13 protein-coding genes are annotated in these 15,222 nt (G+C 44.0%); 9 read left to right on the plus strand and 4 right to left on the minus strand.

Features of this window, described 5'->3' with window-relative positions; genetic code table 11:
- Positions 1–26: 26 nt before the first annotated feature.
- Together ACFVSW_RS05690 and ACFVSW_RS05695 are read right to left on the minus strand one after the other, a co-directional pair.
- Positions 27–1,232, minus strand: a complete 1,206-nt coding sequence (locus ACFVSW_RS05690) for an aminotransferase (protein WP_387313291.1) — start codon at positions 1,230–1,232, stop codon at positions 27–29.
- Positions 1,229–1,735: an Lrp/AsnC family transcriptional regulator gene (locus ACFVSW_RS05695; RefSeq protein WP_387313294.1), complete on the minus strand. Its 507-nt coding sequence runs from the start codon at positions 1,733–1,735 to the stop codon at positions 1,229–1,231. Before ACFVSW_RS05695 ends, ACFVSW_RS05690 begins: the two co-directional genes overlap by 4 nt.
- A gap of 196 nt (positions 1,736–1,931) precedes the next feature.
- Here ACFVSW_RS05695 and ACFVSW_RS05700 point away from each other — a divergent pair, with 196 nt between their 5' ends.
- The 9 genes from ACFVSW_RS05700 (at position 1,932) to ACFVSW_RS05740 (ending at position 12,533) form a co-directional block, all read left to right on the plus strand.
- Entirely contained in the window at positions 1,932–2,393 is a 462-nt protein-coding gene (locus tag ACFVSW_RS05700) for a hypothetical protein (protein ID WP_387313297.1), read from the plus strand.
- 793 nt (positions 2,394–3,186) lie between these two features.
- Positions 3,187–4,158: a UDP-glucose 4-epimerase GalE gene (galE, locus tag ACFVSW_RS05705; protein WP_387313299.1), complete on the plus strand. Its 972-nt coding sequence runs from the start codon at positions 3,187–3,189 to the stop codon at positions 4,156–4,158.
- A 248-nt stretch (positions 4,159–4,406) separates the two neighbouring features.
- Positions 4,407–5,675, plus strand: a complete 1,269-nt coding sequence (locus tag ACFVSW_RS05710) for a dicarboxylate/amino acid:cation symporter (protein ID WP_387313302.1) — start codon at positions 4,407–4,409, stop codon at positions 5,673–5,675.
- Between the two features lie 230 nt (positions 5,676–5,905).
- A complete protein-coding gene (locus tag ACFVSW_RS05715) occupies positions 5,906–7,210 on the plus strand; it encodes a putative bifunctional diguanylate cyclase/phosphodiesterase (RefSeq protein ID WP_387313305.1) in 1,305 nt (434 codons plus the stop codon).
- Positions 7,211–7,318: 108 nt separating this feature from the next.
- Positions 7,319–8,050: a sensor histidine kinase gene (locus tag ACFVSW_RS05720; RefSeq protein WP_387313308.1), complete on the plus strand. Its 732-nt coding sequence runs from the start codon at positions 7,319–7,321 to the stop codon at positions 8,048–8,050.
- Positions 8,051–8,755, plus strand: coding sequence for a response regulator transcription factor (locus ACFVSW_RS05725; RefSeq protein ID WP_387313310.1), 705 nt, complete (start codon positions 8,051–8,053; stop codon positions 8,753–8,755).
- A 51-nt stretch (positions 8,756–8,806) separates the two neighbouring features.
- Positions 8,807–10,132: a hypothetical protein gene (locus ACFVSW_RS05730; protein ID WP_387313313.1), complete on the plus strand. Its 1,326-nt coding sequence runs from the start codon at positions 8,807–8,809 to the stop codon at positions 10,130–10,132.
- Positions 10,133–10,214: 82 nt separating this feature from the next.
- Entirely contained in the window at positions 10,215–11,120 is a 906-nt protein-coding gene (locus tag ACFVSW_RS05735) for an acetamidase/formamidase family protein (protein ID WP_387313316.1), read from the plus strand.
- 15 nt (positions 11,121–11,135) lie between these two features.
- Complete coding sequence (locus ACFVSW_RS05740; protein ID WP_387313319.1) at positions 11,136–12,533, plus strand: APC family permease; 1,398 nt, start codon at positions 11,136–11,138, stop codon at positions 12,531–12,533.
- A 250-nt stretch (positions 12,534–12,783) separates the two neighbouring features.
- On the opposite strand, the gene ACFVSW_RS05745 is transcribed toward ACFVSW_RS05740, so the two are convergent.
- Together ACFVSW_RS05745 and ACFVSW_RS05750 are read right to left on the minus strand one after the other, a co-directional pair.
- A complete protein-coding gene (locus tag ACFVSW_RS05745) occupies positions 12,784–14,343 on the minus strand; it encodes an N-acetylmuramoyl-L-alanine amidase (RefSeq protein WP_387313322.1) in 1,560 nt (519 codons plus the stop codon).
- Positions 14,344–14,697: 354 nt separating this feature from the next.
- Positions 14,698–14,970, minus strand: a complete 273-nt coding sequence (locus ACFVSW_RS05750) for a hypothetical protein (RefSeq protein ID WP_387313325.1) — start codon at positions 14,968–14,970, stop codon at positions 14,698–14,700.
- Positions 14,971–15,222 lie beyond the last annotated feature (252 nt).

Here is a 15,222-nt window from a genome sequence, read left to right on the forward strand (position 1 = left end):
CTCGGTAGCCAATAAGGGTTACTGATCTAAGAGTTTTGTTCAATTTTTTCGCCAGTTCTAATGCCTTTCGTTTCAAGAAACCGCTGCATCCGTTTTAGTGCTTCCTGGAGCTGCGGCATTGAGGTGGCATAAGAACAGCGAATATAGCCTTCACCGCATTCACCAAACACGTTGCCGGGAACGACCGCAACTTTTTCCTGCATGAGCAGTTCTTCAGCAAATTGTTCGGAAGTGAGCCCGGTTGCCCGAATCGATGGGAACACATAGAAGGCGCCGCCAGGGGTATGGCAGTCCAAGCCGATGTTGTTCAGCGTTTGGACCACATAATTTCGCCGTCTTCGGTAGCTTCGCTGCATCGATTCGACTTCATGATAGGTGTTGCGAAGTGCTTCAATCGCCCCGTATTGCAGCATCGTCGGAGCACACAACGTCGTGTATTGAAAAATTTTCAACATCGCTTCGACGAATTCCTTAGGAGCAGCAAGCATTCCTAAGCGCCAGCCCGTCATCGCAAAGCCTTTAGAAAAGCCGTTTATTAAAATCGTTCTTTCATACATGCCCGGGATGGCGGCGAAGCTTGTAAAGGTTTCATCATAGGTCAGTTCCGCGTAAATTTCGTCGGACACTACTAGTAAATCGTGCTTTTCAATGATTTTGGCAATCTCCATCAGTTCTGCTTTGTTTAACGAAGTGCCGGTTGGATTGTTAGGGAAACAGAGTAACAGTGCCTTCGTTTTTTCGCTAATCGCCTGTTCTATTTGCTCCGGAGTCACTTTAAAACCGTTTGCCGCTGAGGTAGAAACGGCAATCGGTTTTCCGCCAGCTAATGAAACGAGTGGCGCATAGGAAACAAACGCCGGTTCGACAATCAGCACCTCATCGCCTTGGTTTAAAATCGTGCGAAAGGCTAAATCTAGCGCCTGGCTTGCACCAACCGTGACAATGATTTGATTTTTAGGATTGTAGGCAACGCCAAATCTTGTCCCCAGGTAGGCTGAGATTTCCTCTCTCAATTCAAGCAAGCCGGCATTTGCCGTATAGGAGGTATGGCCTTCCTCCAGCGATAAAATGGCGGCTTCGCGAATATTCCATGGGGTGATGAAGTCCGGTTCGCCAACACCTAAAGAAATCACGTCTTTCATCCCGGCAGCGAGGTCGAAAAATTTCCTTATGCCGGATGGCTCCAGTTCCTTAGCTATTTGTGAAATATAGTGGGTAACGTCGTTTTTCATGGTGTAACCACCATCCGCCGGTCTTTATCGTCAGCCCCGCTGTCAAAGATGACGCCGTCATGTTTGTATTTTTTTAACATGAAATGAGTGGTTGTCGAAACGACATTTTCAATTGTTGATAATTTCTCTGATACGAAAGCGGCGATTTGGTTCATCGTTTTTCCTTCGATGGTGATCGATAAATCGTAAGCGCCAGACATGAGATACAAGGAGGAGACTTCCGGAAAACGGTAGATTCTCTCGGCGACATCATCAAAGCCCACGCCCCGCTTCGGGGTTACCTTCACATCAATCATGGCAATGATGCTTTCCTGCCCGTCCACTTTGGTCCAATCGATTAAGGTCGGGTAACTCATGATAATTTTCTCGTCTTCTAACTTTTTGATCGTGTTTTTGACCGTTTCCTCGCTTGTCAACGCCATTAGGGCAATCGTTTCTGCCGATGCCTTATGGTTTTCTTCGATTATTTTTAAAATCTCGAGCTCTTCACTACTCAGTTTCATTTCTAGTTGCCTCCTCATAAAATCAACAAATCTTATTGTTTGATTTTATCGAGAGGGCTATGAAAACTCAATTAAAATCGGATTAAAAAATACTATTTGGACATGGCGGTGCATATTTTTTTATATACAAGCTTTTGTAGATATATGAACTTTTGAAGTTATACGAGCCGAGTTTTTGAAAATAAAGGAGATTACAATGTCAAAAAGGTCTGTTCCATTCAAAGGATTTATCATTGGAATTCTATTGGCTGCTGGCATTTTTATAGTCTTTCAGTTTGTCCGGGATTCTCCCGATAAACAGGCAGGGTCGGTTGTTGATGAGTTTTATCGCTATGAACAGCAGGGGGATTTTGCGAAATCGTGGGCGTTATTTCATTCCGCGATGAAGGAAAAGTTCCCGAAAGGCGGGTACATCCAGGACCGTGCCCACGTGTTTATGTCTCATTTCGGGGTAGAAACCTTTGCTTATACAGCCGGTAAGCCGGAAAAATTAGAGAAGTGGAGAATGTCCAAAACAGGACCGGCACTGGAGAATGTCTATAAGATTCTTGTTACGCAAACCTACAAAGGAAAGTATGGCCACTTTGACTTGAAACAGGAAGTTTTTGTCGTGAAGGAAAAGGACGAATGGCGGATCATGTGGGATTACAACCAATGATGGGTGTCTGGCACCATGTTTCGGAACAGGGGGTGAATCTTCTTTAGAGGCGGCCTTCTTTTTCAAAAAAGATGAAGGATGATTTTAATCCAGCCGAAAAACGCAATCCATAATGGAATACTGAGAGTTGTCCCCCATAATAACCCCGTGAAAAAATTCTCCTGCTCTTTCATCCCATTCACTCCTAATGAAAGTAATATCAGTACGGTCCAAATGATGGATATTTATAAGGCTGACCGGCACGCTTTTTGCAAACGGAAAGTCGCCGTTCGCGGTATTAGCCTTGTTTTGTTAATGATATCAATTGGACGTTGGAAAAGATGGGGTTTTTTGTCATAAGTAACGAAATACTTTCGACATAAGCTTGCTGCCGATATTCACGAAAAAAACTCCGATAGCAAATCGGAGTTTTTTTCGTGAATATCTACTGTAATGTATTATGAAGATGGAACAAATAAGCTGCTATATTTCATAGCACCGTAATAGTTTTTCTTGATGGTATTTTGCTTTTTTCATTATTTGTTGTTTTAAATGAAAATCTAAACAGTCATGAGAAAGTCTGTGAAAGTAATAAAAGCGCCATTTGTGCCAATAGATGAGCAATTGTTGAACCACTTTATCACCTCATTAAAATTGGTCTAGAACCACTTCGTTATATGTTTCGGATGACTAGGCAAATTTTTGTGCTTGGAAAATGGGGAAATTTTTAGCAAGGCATGTTAGTAAACTGTCTTTTTTCAAAAATGCTATAATAGTAAAAGTAAATGAAATTTCTAGCTAAGGGGAAATGGATATGATTCTCGTTGTTGGCGGAGCTGGCTACATTGGCAGCCATCTTGTAAAGGAATTAGTTGAAAAAGAAGAGGTCGTTGTGCTCGATAACCTGTCGACCGGGCACCGTGCGGCCGTTGACAGCCGGGCTATCTTTGTTAAGGGTGACCTCGGTAATGAGGAAGATTTGCACATGGTCTTTAGAAGTTATCCTATTAAGGCCGTTATGCACTTTGCTGCTTGCAGCTTGGTCGGGGAGTCTGTTGTAGACCCTTTGAAATATTACCAAAATAATGTAGCTTCAACTTTAACACTGTTAAAAGTCATGTTGAAATTTAAGGTGAAGAACTTTATTTTCTCTTCCACCGCTGCTACCTATGGAATTCCCAATGTAGAGGTTATCGACGAAACAAGTGCAACAACACCGATTAATCCGTATGGCCACTCAAAATTGATGGTTGAGCAGATGCTTGCTGATTTTTCAAGATCCTATGATTTGCATTATGTTGTACTGCGTTACTTCAATGCAGCCGGCGCCCATCAATCAGCGGCGGTTGGCGAAAGTCATGACCCGGAAACACATTTAATCCCAATTGTCCTGCAGCAGCTGTTAGGTCAGCGGGAAAAGGTGTCCGTGTTTGGCGCTGATTATGATACGGCGGACGGCACGTGTATTCGTGATTATATTCATGTAACTGATTTAGCGGCCGCCCATATTCTTGCCCTTGAAGCGCTGTTAGCCGGGAAGAAATCGGCTGCGGTCTACAATCTCGGCAATGGACTTGGCTATTCTGTAAAGGAAGTTATCGAAACATGCGAAAAAGTCACCGGTGTGAAGGCGAATGTTGAAATAGCCGACCGCCGCGCTGGGGATCCGGCAAGACTCGTTGCCTCATCAGCGAAAATCCTATCAGAACTTGGCTGGAAAGCAGAAAGAAACTTAGAACAAATCATCGCCGACGCCTGGAAATGGCACCAGCAGCAACAATATTAATATTTTCCTAAAATCCCTCTTGCATAGAGCAAGAGGGATTTTTCACTTTGCAATTGTTAATCATCTTGCGTGGAAAAAAACCAGATGGTGTCAGGCACCATTAAATGCAGCTGCTAGCATGAAGTGACTGGGAGATTTATTATTTTGACTATTTTGCAAATAATAAAGTCATTTACCTGATGCGCAAACTTGAGTATGATTTTTAATGGAATAATATATTTTTATAAATTGAAAGGCAGTTGGACCCAATGAAATTATTTTTTAAAAATTATCGCTTTACCCTTATCCTGCTTTCTGCCATCGTAATCGGCGGTGTAGCAGGCTTGATTTTTGGACCCAAAACAGCGGTTGTTAAGCCGTTTGGAGACCTATTTCTGAACTTAATGTTCATGATCATCGTTCCGTTGGTATTTTTCAGCATTGCCTCGGCGATAGCCAACATGAACGGCATGAAACGGCTTGGGAAAATAATGGGCAGCATCCTGGTGGTTTTCCTGGTGACAGCTTTTGTCGCGGCAATTCTCGGGGTTGCCGGTGCCTCCATTATACATCCCCTTGAAAATACCGATATCGCCTCGCTTAAAGAGGTGATGAACCATTCTGCAGCCGGGACGGATGCAGAGAAATTATCGTTTCTTGACCATCTGGTCGCTACGTTCACGGTTTCAGATTTTCATTTATTATTATCAAGAAGCAATATGCTCCAGCTGATTGTCTTCGCGCTTCTGTTTGGACTTTCCACTGCTGCGGTTGGGGAAAAGGCGAAACCGGTCGCGGACTTTTTATCAGCGGCGGCTGCTGTCATCATGAAGATGGTCAGCGTCGTCATGTATTACGCTCCGATTGGGCTTGGCTGTTATTTTGCCGCGGTCATCGGTGAGCTCGGGCCGCAAATTTTAGAGGGGTATGCCCGTTCATTTGTTTTGTATTTGATTCTAACCGTGATTTATTATTTTGTTTTCTTCACCCTGTATGCCTTCATCGCCGGCGGCAAGGTTGGGGTCAAGATCTTTTGGAAAAACGCAATCACTCCTTCTGTCACGGCGCTTGCAACTTGTTCCAGTGCTGCCTGTATTCCTGTGAACCTAGCCACAGTTAGAAGGATGGGTGTGCCAAAGGATATCGCCGAAACAATTATCCCGCTTGGTGCGAATACGCATAAAGATGGTTCTGTGTTTGGCGGTGTGCTGAAAATCGTGTTCCTGTTTGCGCTATTTGGCAAGGATTTAACAAGTATCTCTAGTATATTAAGTGTGCTGGCTGTCGCCTTTTTAGTTGGCGCGGTTATGGGCGCGATTCCTGGGGGCGGGATGATTGGCGAGATGCTGATTATCAGCGTCTACGGCTTTCCGCCGGAAACACTTCCAATCATTGCTGTCATCAGCACCATCATTGACGCACCTGCAACACTCCTAAACTCAACCGGAAACACCGTCTGCGCCATGCTCGTAACCCGGCTTGTCGAAGGGAAAAACTGGCTCAGCAAAACCTTCAAAACCGGTGAAGAAATTGCTTAGGTGATGTGACTAGTATGGTGTCAGGCACCAATTACCTTTTTAAGGAATTAGGTGTCAGGCACCATTTTCCAATTTAAGGGAAATGGTGCCTGACACCCCGTACTCACTGACACCACCCACTCACAGACGCACCACACCATGCAGCCCTTTTGGAATTTGCTGATTTTTATGTATTGCGTTACACTTTAATTATCGGAAGAGTTTGTTAATTTGGATGGAGTGGTTCTTTGATGGGTAGAATGGATAATGAACCGGAATTGCCAAAGGTCGAATTGCTGAATGACCGCCTTAATTTAACTTTGGCTTTTAGTAAAAGGTATAAGATGTCGACGGCTGTTTGTTACCTGCGATTGCATTTTCCACCAGAACTATCACAGACTAATGATGAAGAAATTGAAATCGTACTTGCTAATAACATTCTAGCAAGGTTAAAACGATCTATTAGAAATATTGATACTGTGATAAAAATAAATAGAACAGATTTTGCTTTTTTAATAGTGGATATAACGGAGCATGATTGCAAGCTGATTTGCGAGCGGATTATTAGCTCTATATCTGATACGTATACGATGGATTTTCGCCATTTTTCCATCAGCAGTAATATTGGAATTTGCATGTTTCCTTATGGCGCTGAAGAGCCGGAAGAACTGCAGGTGATTGCCAAAGCACAAATGTATGTGGCGGAAGCGCGCGGTGAAAATCAATTTTCACTTTATATAGGAGAGTTAGATCAAATGGCCAGCCGAAAGGTGTTAATTGAAAATGACTTCCCGTATGCTTTAAAAAGGGGCCAGCTGCATGTCCAATTCCAGCCGCAGTATAGCTTGGAGAAAAAGACAATTGATGGCGCAGAGGCCTTAATCCGTTGGAATCATCCAAGTTTGGGCGAAGTTTCTCCTACTGAATTTATCAGCTACGCTGAGGAAGCCGGGATGTCAAATCAACTGTTTTTCTGGGTATTCGAAGAGGTTTGCAGGCATATTGCCAGCGAGAAAAACAGGATTATGAAGTATTCCATCAATTTGTCCGTTAACCAGCTTTTACTGGATTCCTTTTTACAAGACGTTGCAGAAATCCTTAACTTATACTCGGTTTCAGCCAAGCAAATCACGTTGGAAATTACCGAAAATATTGAGATTTATTCAGTGAAAACGGTCAATGACAAATTAAATGTCTTGAAAGAGGCTGGTTTTACGATTGCCTTAGATGATTTCGGAAATGGTTATTTCTCATTTTCCGACTTTATTAAGCTCCCGATCGACTATATTAAGCTCGACCGCGATTTTGTTTTTAGTTTATGGAAAAATAAGAAACACAAAGGCGTCGTATTGCCGATCATAAATATGGCCCATAACCTGGGTTTACAGGTAATTATTGAAGGAATCGAAGACCAGACTCAGTTTGTGGAATGGGATCAACTGGGCTGCGATATTATTCAAGGATATTTTATAAGCAAACCCATCTCCTTTGAAGCAATGATGGCTTCAATTGTTGGGATTGAGGAGAGAGCGGGAGCAGTTCGGAATCAAGGCTAAATGGCTTTGGTTCTTTTTTTGTTCTTAAAAGCTGAAACAGGGTGACCTTTACTATTTTTTAATTTAAAATAATATTCAGATAAATAATATTTGTGCGTGGTGTTGTGAATGTTTGTGCTTGTGATGTTCCTCGGTGTGCTGCTGCCGATTGTCGGCTTCGTTGTGTTGATGATGTTAGGCTGGCTCGATCAGGAATTGGATGTGCTCGAGCTTGAGAATATTAAAGTTCGGCTTGAGAAGGAGCTCCAGGAAAGTGAATACCGGCAGCTGGCCGAGCGAATCCAGCCCCACTTTTTATTTAATGCACTGAATGCGTTTTTATCGTTGAGCCGAATTGGCCGCCATCGCGATATGACCAAAGGGCTTGAGCAGTTTTCATTGTTCCTGCGCTACCGGTATCAGGACCATGAGGTGCTAGTTCCTTTTTCAACAGAGTTAGAACATACGAAAAATTACTTGGCTGTCCAGCAGCTGCGATTTGGGCAGAGGTTACTAGTTACCTATGAAATCGACACCAACTTACTAGCATGTAAGATTCCTCCTTACACGCTGCAAACATTTGTTGAAAATGCCTTTAAGCATGGGCTTGAAAAAAAGGCGGGCGACAAGCTGTTGAAGATTGCCTTCGAGCGCGAAGGGAACTGGGTGTCTTTGAAAGTGTTCGACAACGGTCCGGACCGCATCCTTGAGCCGGCGTATTGGAAGGGGACAGGGCTTCACAATATCGAAAAACGCTTCCAGCTTCTGTTTGACCTGCCGTCTGCGATTAGATTGTCAGAAACAAAGGGTGGGCGGACACTTGCCCATGCCTATTGGCCATACATACCTGGAGATGATTAAATGAACATCCTGATTGTTGATGATGAATATTTGGAAATAGAACAGCTCCGTTATCTGATTCTTGGCAAATACCCCCTGTGGAATATCTTTGCAGCAGAGGACGGGGTGTCAGCATGGAAGGTTACGGAGGAAGAAAGCATCCAGCTTGCGTTTATCGATATTCGGCTGCCCGGTGAGGATGGCTTGAAGTTATCCGAGCGTCTTAAGGAGAAGCAAGGGGGAATCGAAATTGTGATTGTTTCCGCGCATCAGGATTTTTCCTATGCCAAACGGGCAATTCAGGCAGAAGTGCTCGATTATTTGGTGAAGCCTGTCATTGAGCAAGAGCTGTTTACCGTGATTGAAAAATACCTCCAAGAAAATAAACATGTGGTGGCGAAGTCTGCCCATATTCACTATGTGATTAAGCAGATTGAGAGCCGATTCTCGGAAAAACTCAGCCTCCAGGAGATTGCCGATGAAATTCCGGTGAGCGCCTCCTATTTAAGCCATTTATTCTCAGAAGAAATTGGCGCAACCTTTCAAGAATATCTTTTGACCTACAGGATTCATCAGGCAAAAAAACTAATTACCGGACAAGCGGGGTGGAGCATGAGCAGGATTGCAGAGGGTGCTGGATTTTCGAGCCAGCATCATTTTAGCAATATTTTTAAAAAAATCGAAGGCATGACACCGAGCAGGTACAAGGAGAAAAATAAAAAATGAACGGGCTGAGATCGTTTTTAATCCGAATAGTAAGTGCAAGGAGAATGGCCCATGATTGACTGGTATGTGATCCTGTTCCTTGCCATCGTCCTGTTGATTTTTCATATGGGTGAATTTGCCGGGCACAAGAATGCGTCTGAATATTTACAGCTCCCCGGAAAAAATAAGGTGTCGCTAGGAACCGCATCGATGCTGTTTCGGCTTCTGACCGGCACGTTTGTGTTTATTCCCATTTATTTAACCGTTGCTTACGGCTATGCAGCGGGACTCGTTCTTTCCATTGCCGGCACGGTCGTCCTTCTCTGGTTCAGCGGGAAAATTGACCGGTTGAACGATAGATTTACCGCATTTGAAAATCTAGCATCCTTTTTAAAAGCGAGAATTCCCGGCAGGGGGAGGACTGCGATGTACCTGATTTTATTCGCTGCCGGCAGTGAAGGGTTAATCCTCAGCGGGGTCCTCGCCCATTCGTTTATGAAAGCCGTCTTTGGGATTGATCCAGTTTGGACATTGTCGTTCTTGTTCTTTTTTGTTTTTGTGTATTCAGGAATGGGTGGGGCTGGCGGTGTCCAGAAAATCGGCCGCTGGCTGCTGTTTGGTTTTTTTACCGGGATTACGATTTTGCCAATCGGGACCATCCTATTCCATGGTGTTTCTTCTATTCATGACAGGTTCGTTAAACTACCTGCAGCCGATTGGGATACAGGGAATCTTCTGGCTGCCTCGCTGTTGTTCATGGTGTTCACAGCCAGTCAGCTGCTCGTTTATTATCTGCTGTCGGGCGATTTATTAAGGATCAAGCAAACGCGGTTAAAAACAACGATTGGTCTGACGGCGATTTGCTGGAGCAGCATGCCGGCTGCCGTTTCCGTCATTGCTGTTTTCTTAATGTCCCGCGGTGGAGAACTTGGTTTAGCCGGGCTGTTTCCCCTGATGGAGCATGCTTTTTCGAGTCCGCTTTTGTACATCCTCATTGTCAGCACTCTGTCCTGTTTTGCATTAAGCCAAGGCGTTTCACTCCATAATCTAATCAGTTTGCTGCTGGCGATATTTAAAGGGAGCAAGAAAATCCAAAAGGGGTATGGTGTAAGCCTAATTTTATCTTTTTTGGCCTGTTATCTGACGTCTGTTTTGGACATGAAAGCTGTGTTTATTTTTTATATCCATTTATATATCTCGTTATCCCTGCCACTGTGGCTTTTGCTCGGCTATCCTGTCCGCTGGGGCTGGGAGCTTTCCATCACGATCATTACGTCAACGGTGTTGGGGCTCTGGGTTTCTTTTACAATCGGCGTTCTTAGTGGAGTTAGCGTGAATCTAGGGGTTTCGGCTATTATCCTATCTCTTTTATTAGTTAGAAAAATCAGAACAATGTAAAAATAATGCAAAATCTCAACAAGAAAGTGCAAAACAGGCACCACGCCCTCCTATATAATGAAGAAAAAAGGAGGCGGGCTTTATGGTACAGACACTTGCAAAAGAACAGTATTTTTATGCGTTTAGTAAAGAAAACAAAGTGGGATTGCGCGTGCCGTCTGGTTCACAGGTTGTGCTTGAAACGTATGATTGCTTTCAAAATCAAATCCAATCCGCTGAGACCGCGTTTAACGCCATCGATTGGAATCAAATTAACCCGGCAACCGGCTCTATTTTTGTCGAAGGAGCGGAGCCAGGGGATATTTTAAAAGTAAAAATTGACGAGATGGAACTCGGGGATGTTGGCGTTCTTGCTACCGGACCGGGGCTCGGGGTAATGGGGCATCGGATTGATGCGTTCGAAGTGAAAATGGTGCCGATTGTCGATGGGAAAGCTGTATTTAATGAGCGTCTGCAGCTGCCCTTAAATCCAATGATTGGCGTGATTGGGGTAGCACCAGAAGGGGATCCGGTTTCATGTGGGACACCGGGTGCGCATGGCGGGAATATGGATACAACATTGATTACAACGGGAGCGACACTCTATTTTCCAGTATTCCAGGAAGGGGCCTTGTTTGGCCTTGGCGATCTGCATGCGGCAATGGGAGACGGGGAGATTGGGGTATCCGGCGTCGAGATTCCCGGGAAAGTCAGCGTCACTTTGGAGGTAATCAAAGGCAAGTCGATTCCGTTCCCGTTTCTTGAAAACGAGGAAGGTGCAGCGGTGCTTGTTTCGAAGCCTACACTCGATGAAGCAGCAAAGGCAGCTGTTGAGATTTTCGTTGACACCTTACTGCCGCATACTGATTTGACACTGCCGGAATTAACAATGCTGTTCAGTGCAGCTGGACATGTTCAGGTTTCACAAATTGTCGATCCGCTGTTAACGGCAAGATTTTTCGTGCCAAAAGCTATTTTGGATGCTTACGATGTTAAGCTGTTCGAATAAGGAGGGGGAAGAGAGATGGAATCAGGAGTACCAACGAATTCGCATCAACCTCCGAAATCATCGGACGGTCATACGAATGTGGAACAATTCGGCTATAAACAGGAATTAAAACGGTCGTTGACATTCTGGGATTTATTGATTTATGGGCTTGTCTTCATGGTCCCGATTGCCCCATTTGGTATTTATGGGTATGTCGCGCAAGGCTCGAACGGGATGGTCGCCCTTGCCTATTTAATTGGGATGGTCGGAATGGTCTTTTCCGCTTTAAGCTATGCAAGGATGTCTGAGGCGTTTCCAATCGCGGGGTCTGTCTATTCCTATGCCCAGCGGGGAATCAATGAACATGTCGGCTTTTTTGCTGGATGGGTGATTTTACTCGATTATATTTTAGTACCGGCCTTATTGTATTTAGTCAGTGCTGCCGCTTTAAGTGACATTGCCCCAGAAATTCCAATGTGGATCTGGCTGGTTATTTTTATCGGCATTAACACGGTTATTAACGTGTTCGGGATTGAAATTACCGCCAAAGCGAATAAAATCATCGTCGTGCTTGAATTGATTGTGTTAGTCGTTTTTGTTGGGGCCGCCATTATTGCGATCTCCAAAGGAGTCAACGGCGCGGAATTCAATTTTAAGCCGATTTTTGATAAGCAAAACTTCAGCATGAGCATGGTCATGGGGGCCGTTTCCATTGCCGTGTTAAGCTTTCTGGGGTTTGATGCTATTTCAACATTGTCCGAGGAAACAAAGGGCGGCAAGAAAGTGGTGGGCCGTGCGATTATTTTCTCCCTGTTAGTGGTGGGTGTCTTATTTATCATCCAGACATGGGTGGCGGCGTTAATCTGGCCGGATTACACCTCGTTTGAAAACGCCGACGTTGCTTTTTATCAAATTGCTGAAATTGCCGGCGGCTCATGGTTAAAATGGACGACGATTTTGGCAACAGCACTTGCATGGGGGATTGCCGATGCACTTGTGGCCCAGGCGGCCATTTCACGGATATTATACAGTATGGCGCGCGACCGCAAGCTGCCGAAGATTCTTGCTAAGGTTCATGCCAAGTACAAAACGCCGTATGTTAGTACCTTAATCGTTGCAGCGATTTCGCTTGTTGTCACAATTGGATTTGCTTCGCAGATTGATAGCCTGGCGTCACTTGTTAACTTCGGCGCGTTGACTGCCTTCTTATTCCTGCATCTATCCGTTATTAACTACTTCGTGCGGAAGCAGAAGAGCAAAGATTACCTAAATCACCTCGTGTTCCCGCTGATTGGGTTCCTGATCATCGGATACGTATGGTTCAACCTCGACCCAACCTCAAAGAAACTCGGCTTCGTCTGGATGGCCGTTGGAATACTTTATATGATCTACCTGAAACTAACAAAAAAGGATTCAAATTTGAATGTAGAATAAGCTAAACTGGGGTGTCATCGACAACATGGGGGCTACAAAAAACATGGGTGTCAAAACATGGGTGTCAGGCACCGCTCGTGGACAAATGTCCTTCTGGAGAGGACACTATTATTTTGCATTTATAGATAATTTAGGTTTGTTAATTAATAACGCACGCACAATCAGGGTATGGGCCCGTTTTGTGCGTGCGTTTTTCGCGTACTTAAGTATTGTTTGTTCCATGCAAGCTTTTTGAACGAAAGAAGCCCCATTAATCGAAGAACTTCATTAATCCATTCAGCAGTCCTGTGCAGATTTTGTTCTGATAGCTGGTATTCACTAGGTTAGCCCTTTCTTTGTCATTGCTGATGAAACCAATTTCCACCAAAACGGCCGGTGCTTGATTGCCTCTGATTACCCGGAAGCTTTCATCCTTCACGCCACGCGTGACAGCGCCGGTGGATTTGATTATTTCATCCTGAAGCAATGCCGCCAGCCGTTTACTTTCTGCTGGCATGACCCCATCTTTAGAATTATGATAGGTTTCAATTCCCTGTGCACTCGTAGCAGTCGCCGAATTTACGTGGATACTGATAAACGCATCAGGTTTTATTGAATTAGAAAATTCAACCCTGCCATCCAATGAAACAAATTCATCCGTACTTCTAGTCAAATAAACAATGGCTCCTTTGCTTTTGAGAAGTTCAGCAAATTTCAAGCTGACCTGCAGGTTGATTGTTTTTTCAAAAACCCCTGCTGCACTGGCTCCGCCATCGTATCCGCCATGTCCTGGATCTAATACAATCGTTTTTCCCGCTATCCCCTTAGTTGTAGTAGGAGAAGGTACCCATGCTCCGCTATCCGCCAAAAAGTATTCCTTGCCATCCACGGTAATCAAGCCTGTCTGCATGACACCGTTTGAATCAGAATAGTACCAATTTCCCTTGTCCTGATACCAACCTGTTAACAGTGCCCCAGACAGATTAAAGTAGTACCACTTACCTCCGTCCTGGAGCCAGCCTGTTTTCATGACACCGGTTCGATCGAGAAAGTATTTTTTCCCCTTGTCAGTCAGCCAGCCGGTTTGCACGGTGCCTTCTATATCAGAAAAATACCATTTTCCATTGATTTTCCCCCAGCCGGAGACTAAGGTGCCATCTGTGTTAAATAAATACTTTTTTTCTAAAATATCTGTTATACCTGATGCGGCAGATCCACCACTTTTTAAATAATATTTTTTCCCGCCTTGCTCAAGCCATTGGTTCTCCTGCATGACTCCTAAACTATCAAAATAGTATTTTTTCGAAGCCACTGTTTCGAAACCAATACTTCTTTCTCCGCTGGATTTTAGAAAGTACCAGTTTGAATCAAGCAGAAGCCAGCCGGTTTTCATCGCACCATCGGCCTGAAGGTAGTACCATTTGTTGCTGGTATTCAGCCAGCCGGTTTGCATGGCACCGTCAGCTTGGAGGAAGTACCATTTGTTTTTTGTGCTCAGCCAGCCCGTTTTCATTGAGCCATCAGCCTGGAGGAAGTACCATTTGTTATTTAAGCTAAGCCAGCCGGTTTTCATCGAGCCATCCGCTTGCAGATAGTACCATTTTCCGCTGTCCTTGAGCCAGCCGGTCTGCATGACACCCTTGGCATCCATGTAATACCACTTGTTCCCAACGTACAGCCAGCCTTTTGCCGGTGCATCTTTTTGGAAATAATACCACTTGCCATTTTCTAATTTCCATCCTGCGGTGGCCGCATTGGAATGCTGAGCACCAAGTCCTATGCCTAATAGTAAAATAGTAAAAATTGATAATAGTAAAATCTTCTTTTTCAACGCTTTATTCCTTTCATGCCTAAATATTTACTTTAAAGAGTCGGTCCAACCAAAAAGGTTGTAGTGCTTCCTCTAATAGAACTTCTTCACACTCCTTTTTAAAAATTTTCCTGAAATTTTCAGGTGCATCCTTAATTTGCTAAATTAATATTAAACTGTATTTTCCGTAATGTGAAGCGAAAATCGACAATCTTTGTATGGAAAATGACGAAACACTGCAAAATGAGTCAAATTAGCTAAATTTAGTGAATAAAAAAAATGTCTCCAAACTAATTGGGGACATTTCTTACGTAGTGAATTTTGGGAAGAGGAAACATTGTTTTGTTCGGTTTGTGCATGGACCAAATAGTGTGGTTAGTCCCCGCCGTCACCGCTCGAAACACTGCCCTTGTCAGTATCCTTGCTCCGGGAGGAATGATCAGCCTCACTCGACGCTGAATCACTATAAAAATAATGATGATCATCTTGCAAGAAAGTTTTTTTATCCTTCTTTTCAAGACTAGGAAAAATAAAAAAGGCAGCAATAATGGCCAAGGTACCGAAGAATTCCTGGATTCCGAAAATAAGATAAAGACCAAACCCGAAAAGGAGAACACCAACCAACCACTGAAAAACCCTAACAATCACCAGAGCCCTCCCCCCTAAACATAAAATAAAAACACAAACCCCTATAAAATAAATATTACCACTACGAGAGTTTTATACATTTTTTAGGAAATGGGTGTCAGGCACCGCTCGTGGACATTTGTCCTCCTGGGGTGGACACTTTTCTTTTTTTGAGTATGGCAGCGAAAAGAAGGAATGTTTATTTTTTTTTTGGGTTTGTGGAGGATTTTCGGGTAAGGTGTCGAATTGTAGTAGTGAATCAGGTGGGTTTTT

This window comes from Neobacillus sp. NPDC058068 (genome assembly GCF_042885335.1).
In the GTDB taxonomy this organism is placed as follows: Bacteria; Bacillota; Bacilli; order Bacillales; family Cytobacillaceae; genus Neobacillus.

What these genes read in the sequence shown, in the direction of transcription:
- ACFVSW_RS05710 (WP_387313302.1), top strand. Translation starts at nt 4,407, where the DNA reads ATGAAATTATTTTTTAAAAATTATCGCTTTACCCTTATCCTGCTTTCT.
- ACFVSW_RS05690 (WP_387313291.1), bottom strand. Translation starts at nt 1,232, where the DNA reads ATGAAAAACGACGTTACCCACTATATTTCACAAATAGCTAAGGAACTG.
- ACFVSW_RS05735 (WP_387313316.1), top strand. Translation starts at nt 10,215, where the DNA reads ATGGTACAGACACTTGCAAAAGAACAGTATTTTTATGCGTTTAGTAAA.
- ACFVSW_RS05730 (WP_387313313.1), top strand. Translation starts at nt 8,807, where the DNA reads ATGATTGACTGGTATGTGATCCTGTTCCTTGCCATCGTCCTGTTGATT.
- ACFVSW_RS05740 (WP_387313319.1), top strand. Translation starts at nt 11,136, where the DNA reads ATGGAATCAGGAGTACCAACGAATTCGCATCAACCTCCGAAATCATCG.
- ACFVSW_RS05695 (WP_387313294.1), bottom strand. Translation starts at nt 1,735, where the DNA reads ATGAAACTGAGTAGTGAAGAGCTCGAGATTTTAAAAATAATCGAAGAA.
- ACFVSW_RS05715 (WP_387313305.1), top strand. Translation starts at nt 5,906, where the DNA reads ATGGGTAGAATGGATAATGAACCGGAATTGCCAAAGGTCGAATTGCTG.
- ACFVSW_RS05720 (WP_387313308.1), top strand. Translation starts at nt 7,319, where the DNA reads ATGTTTGTGCTTGTGATGTTCCTCGGTGTGCTGCTGCCGATTGTCGGC.
- ACFVSW_RS05725 (WP_387313310.1), top strand. Translation starts at nt 8,051, where the DNA reads ATGAACATCCTGATTGTTGATGATGAATATTTGGAAATAGAACAGCTC.
- galE (WP_387313299.1), top strand. Translation starts at nt 3,187, where the DNA reads ATGATTCTCGTTGTTGGCGGAGCTGGCTACATTGGCAGCCATCTTGTA.
- ACFVSW_RS05700 (WP_387313297.1), top strand. Translation starts at nt 1,932, where the DNA reads ATGTCAAAAAGGTCTGTTCCATTCAAAGGATTTATCATTGGAATTCTA.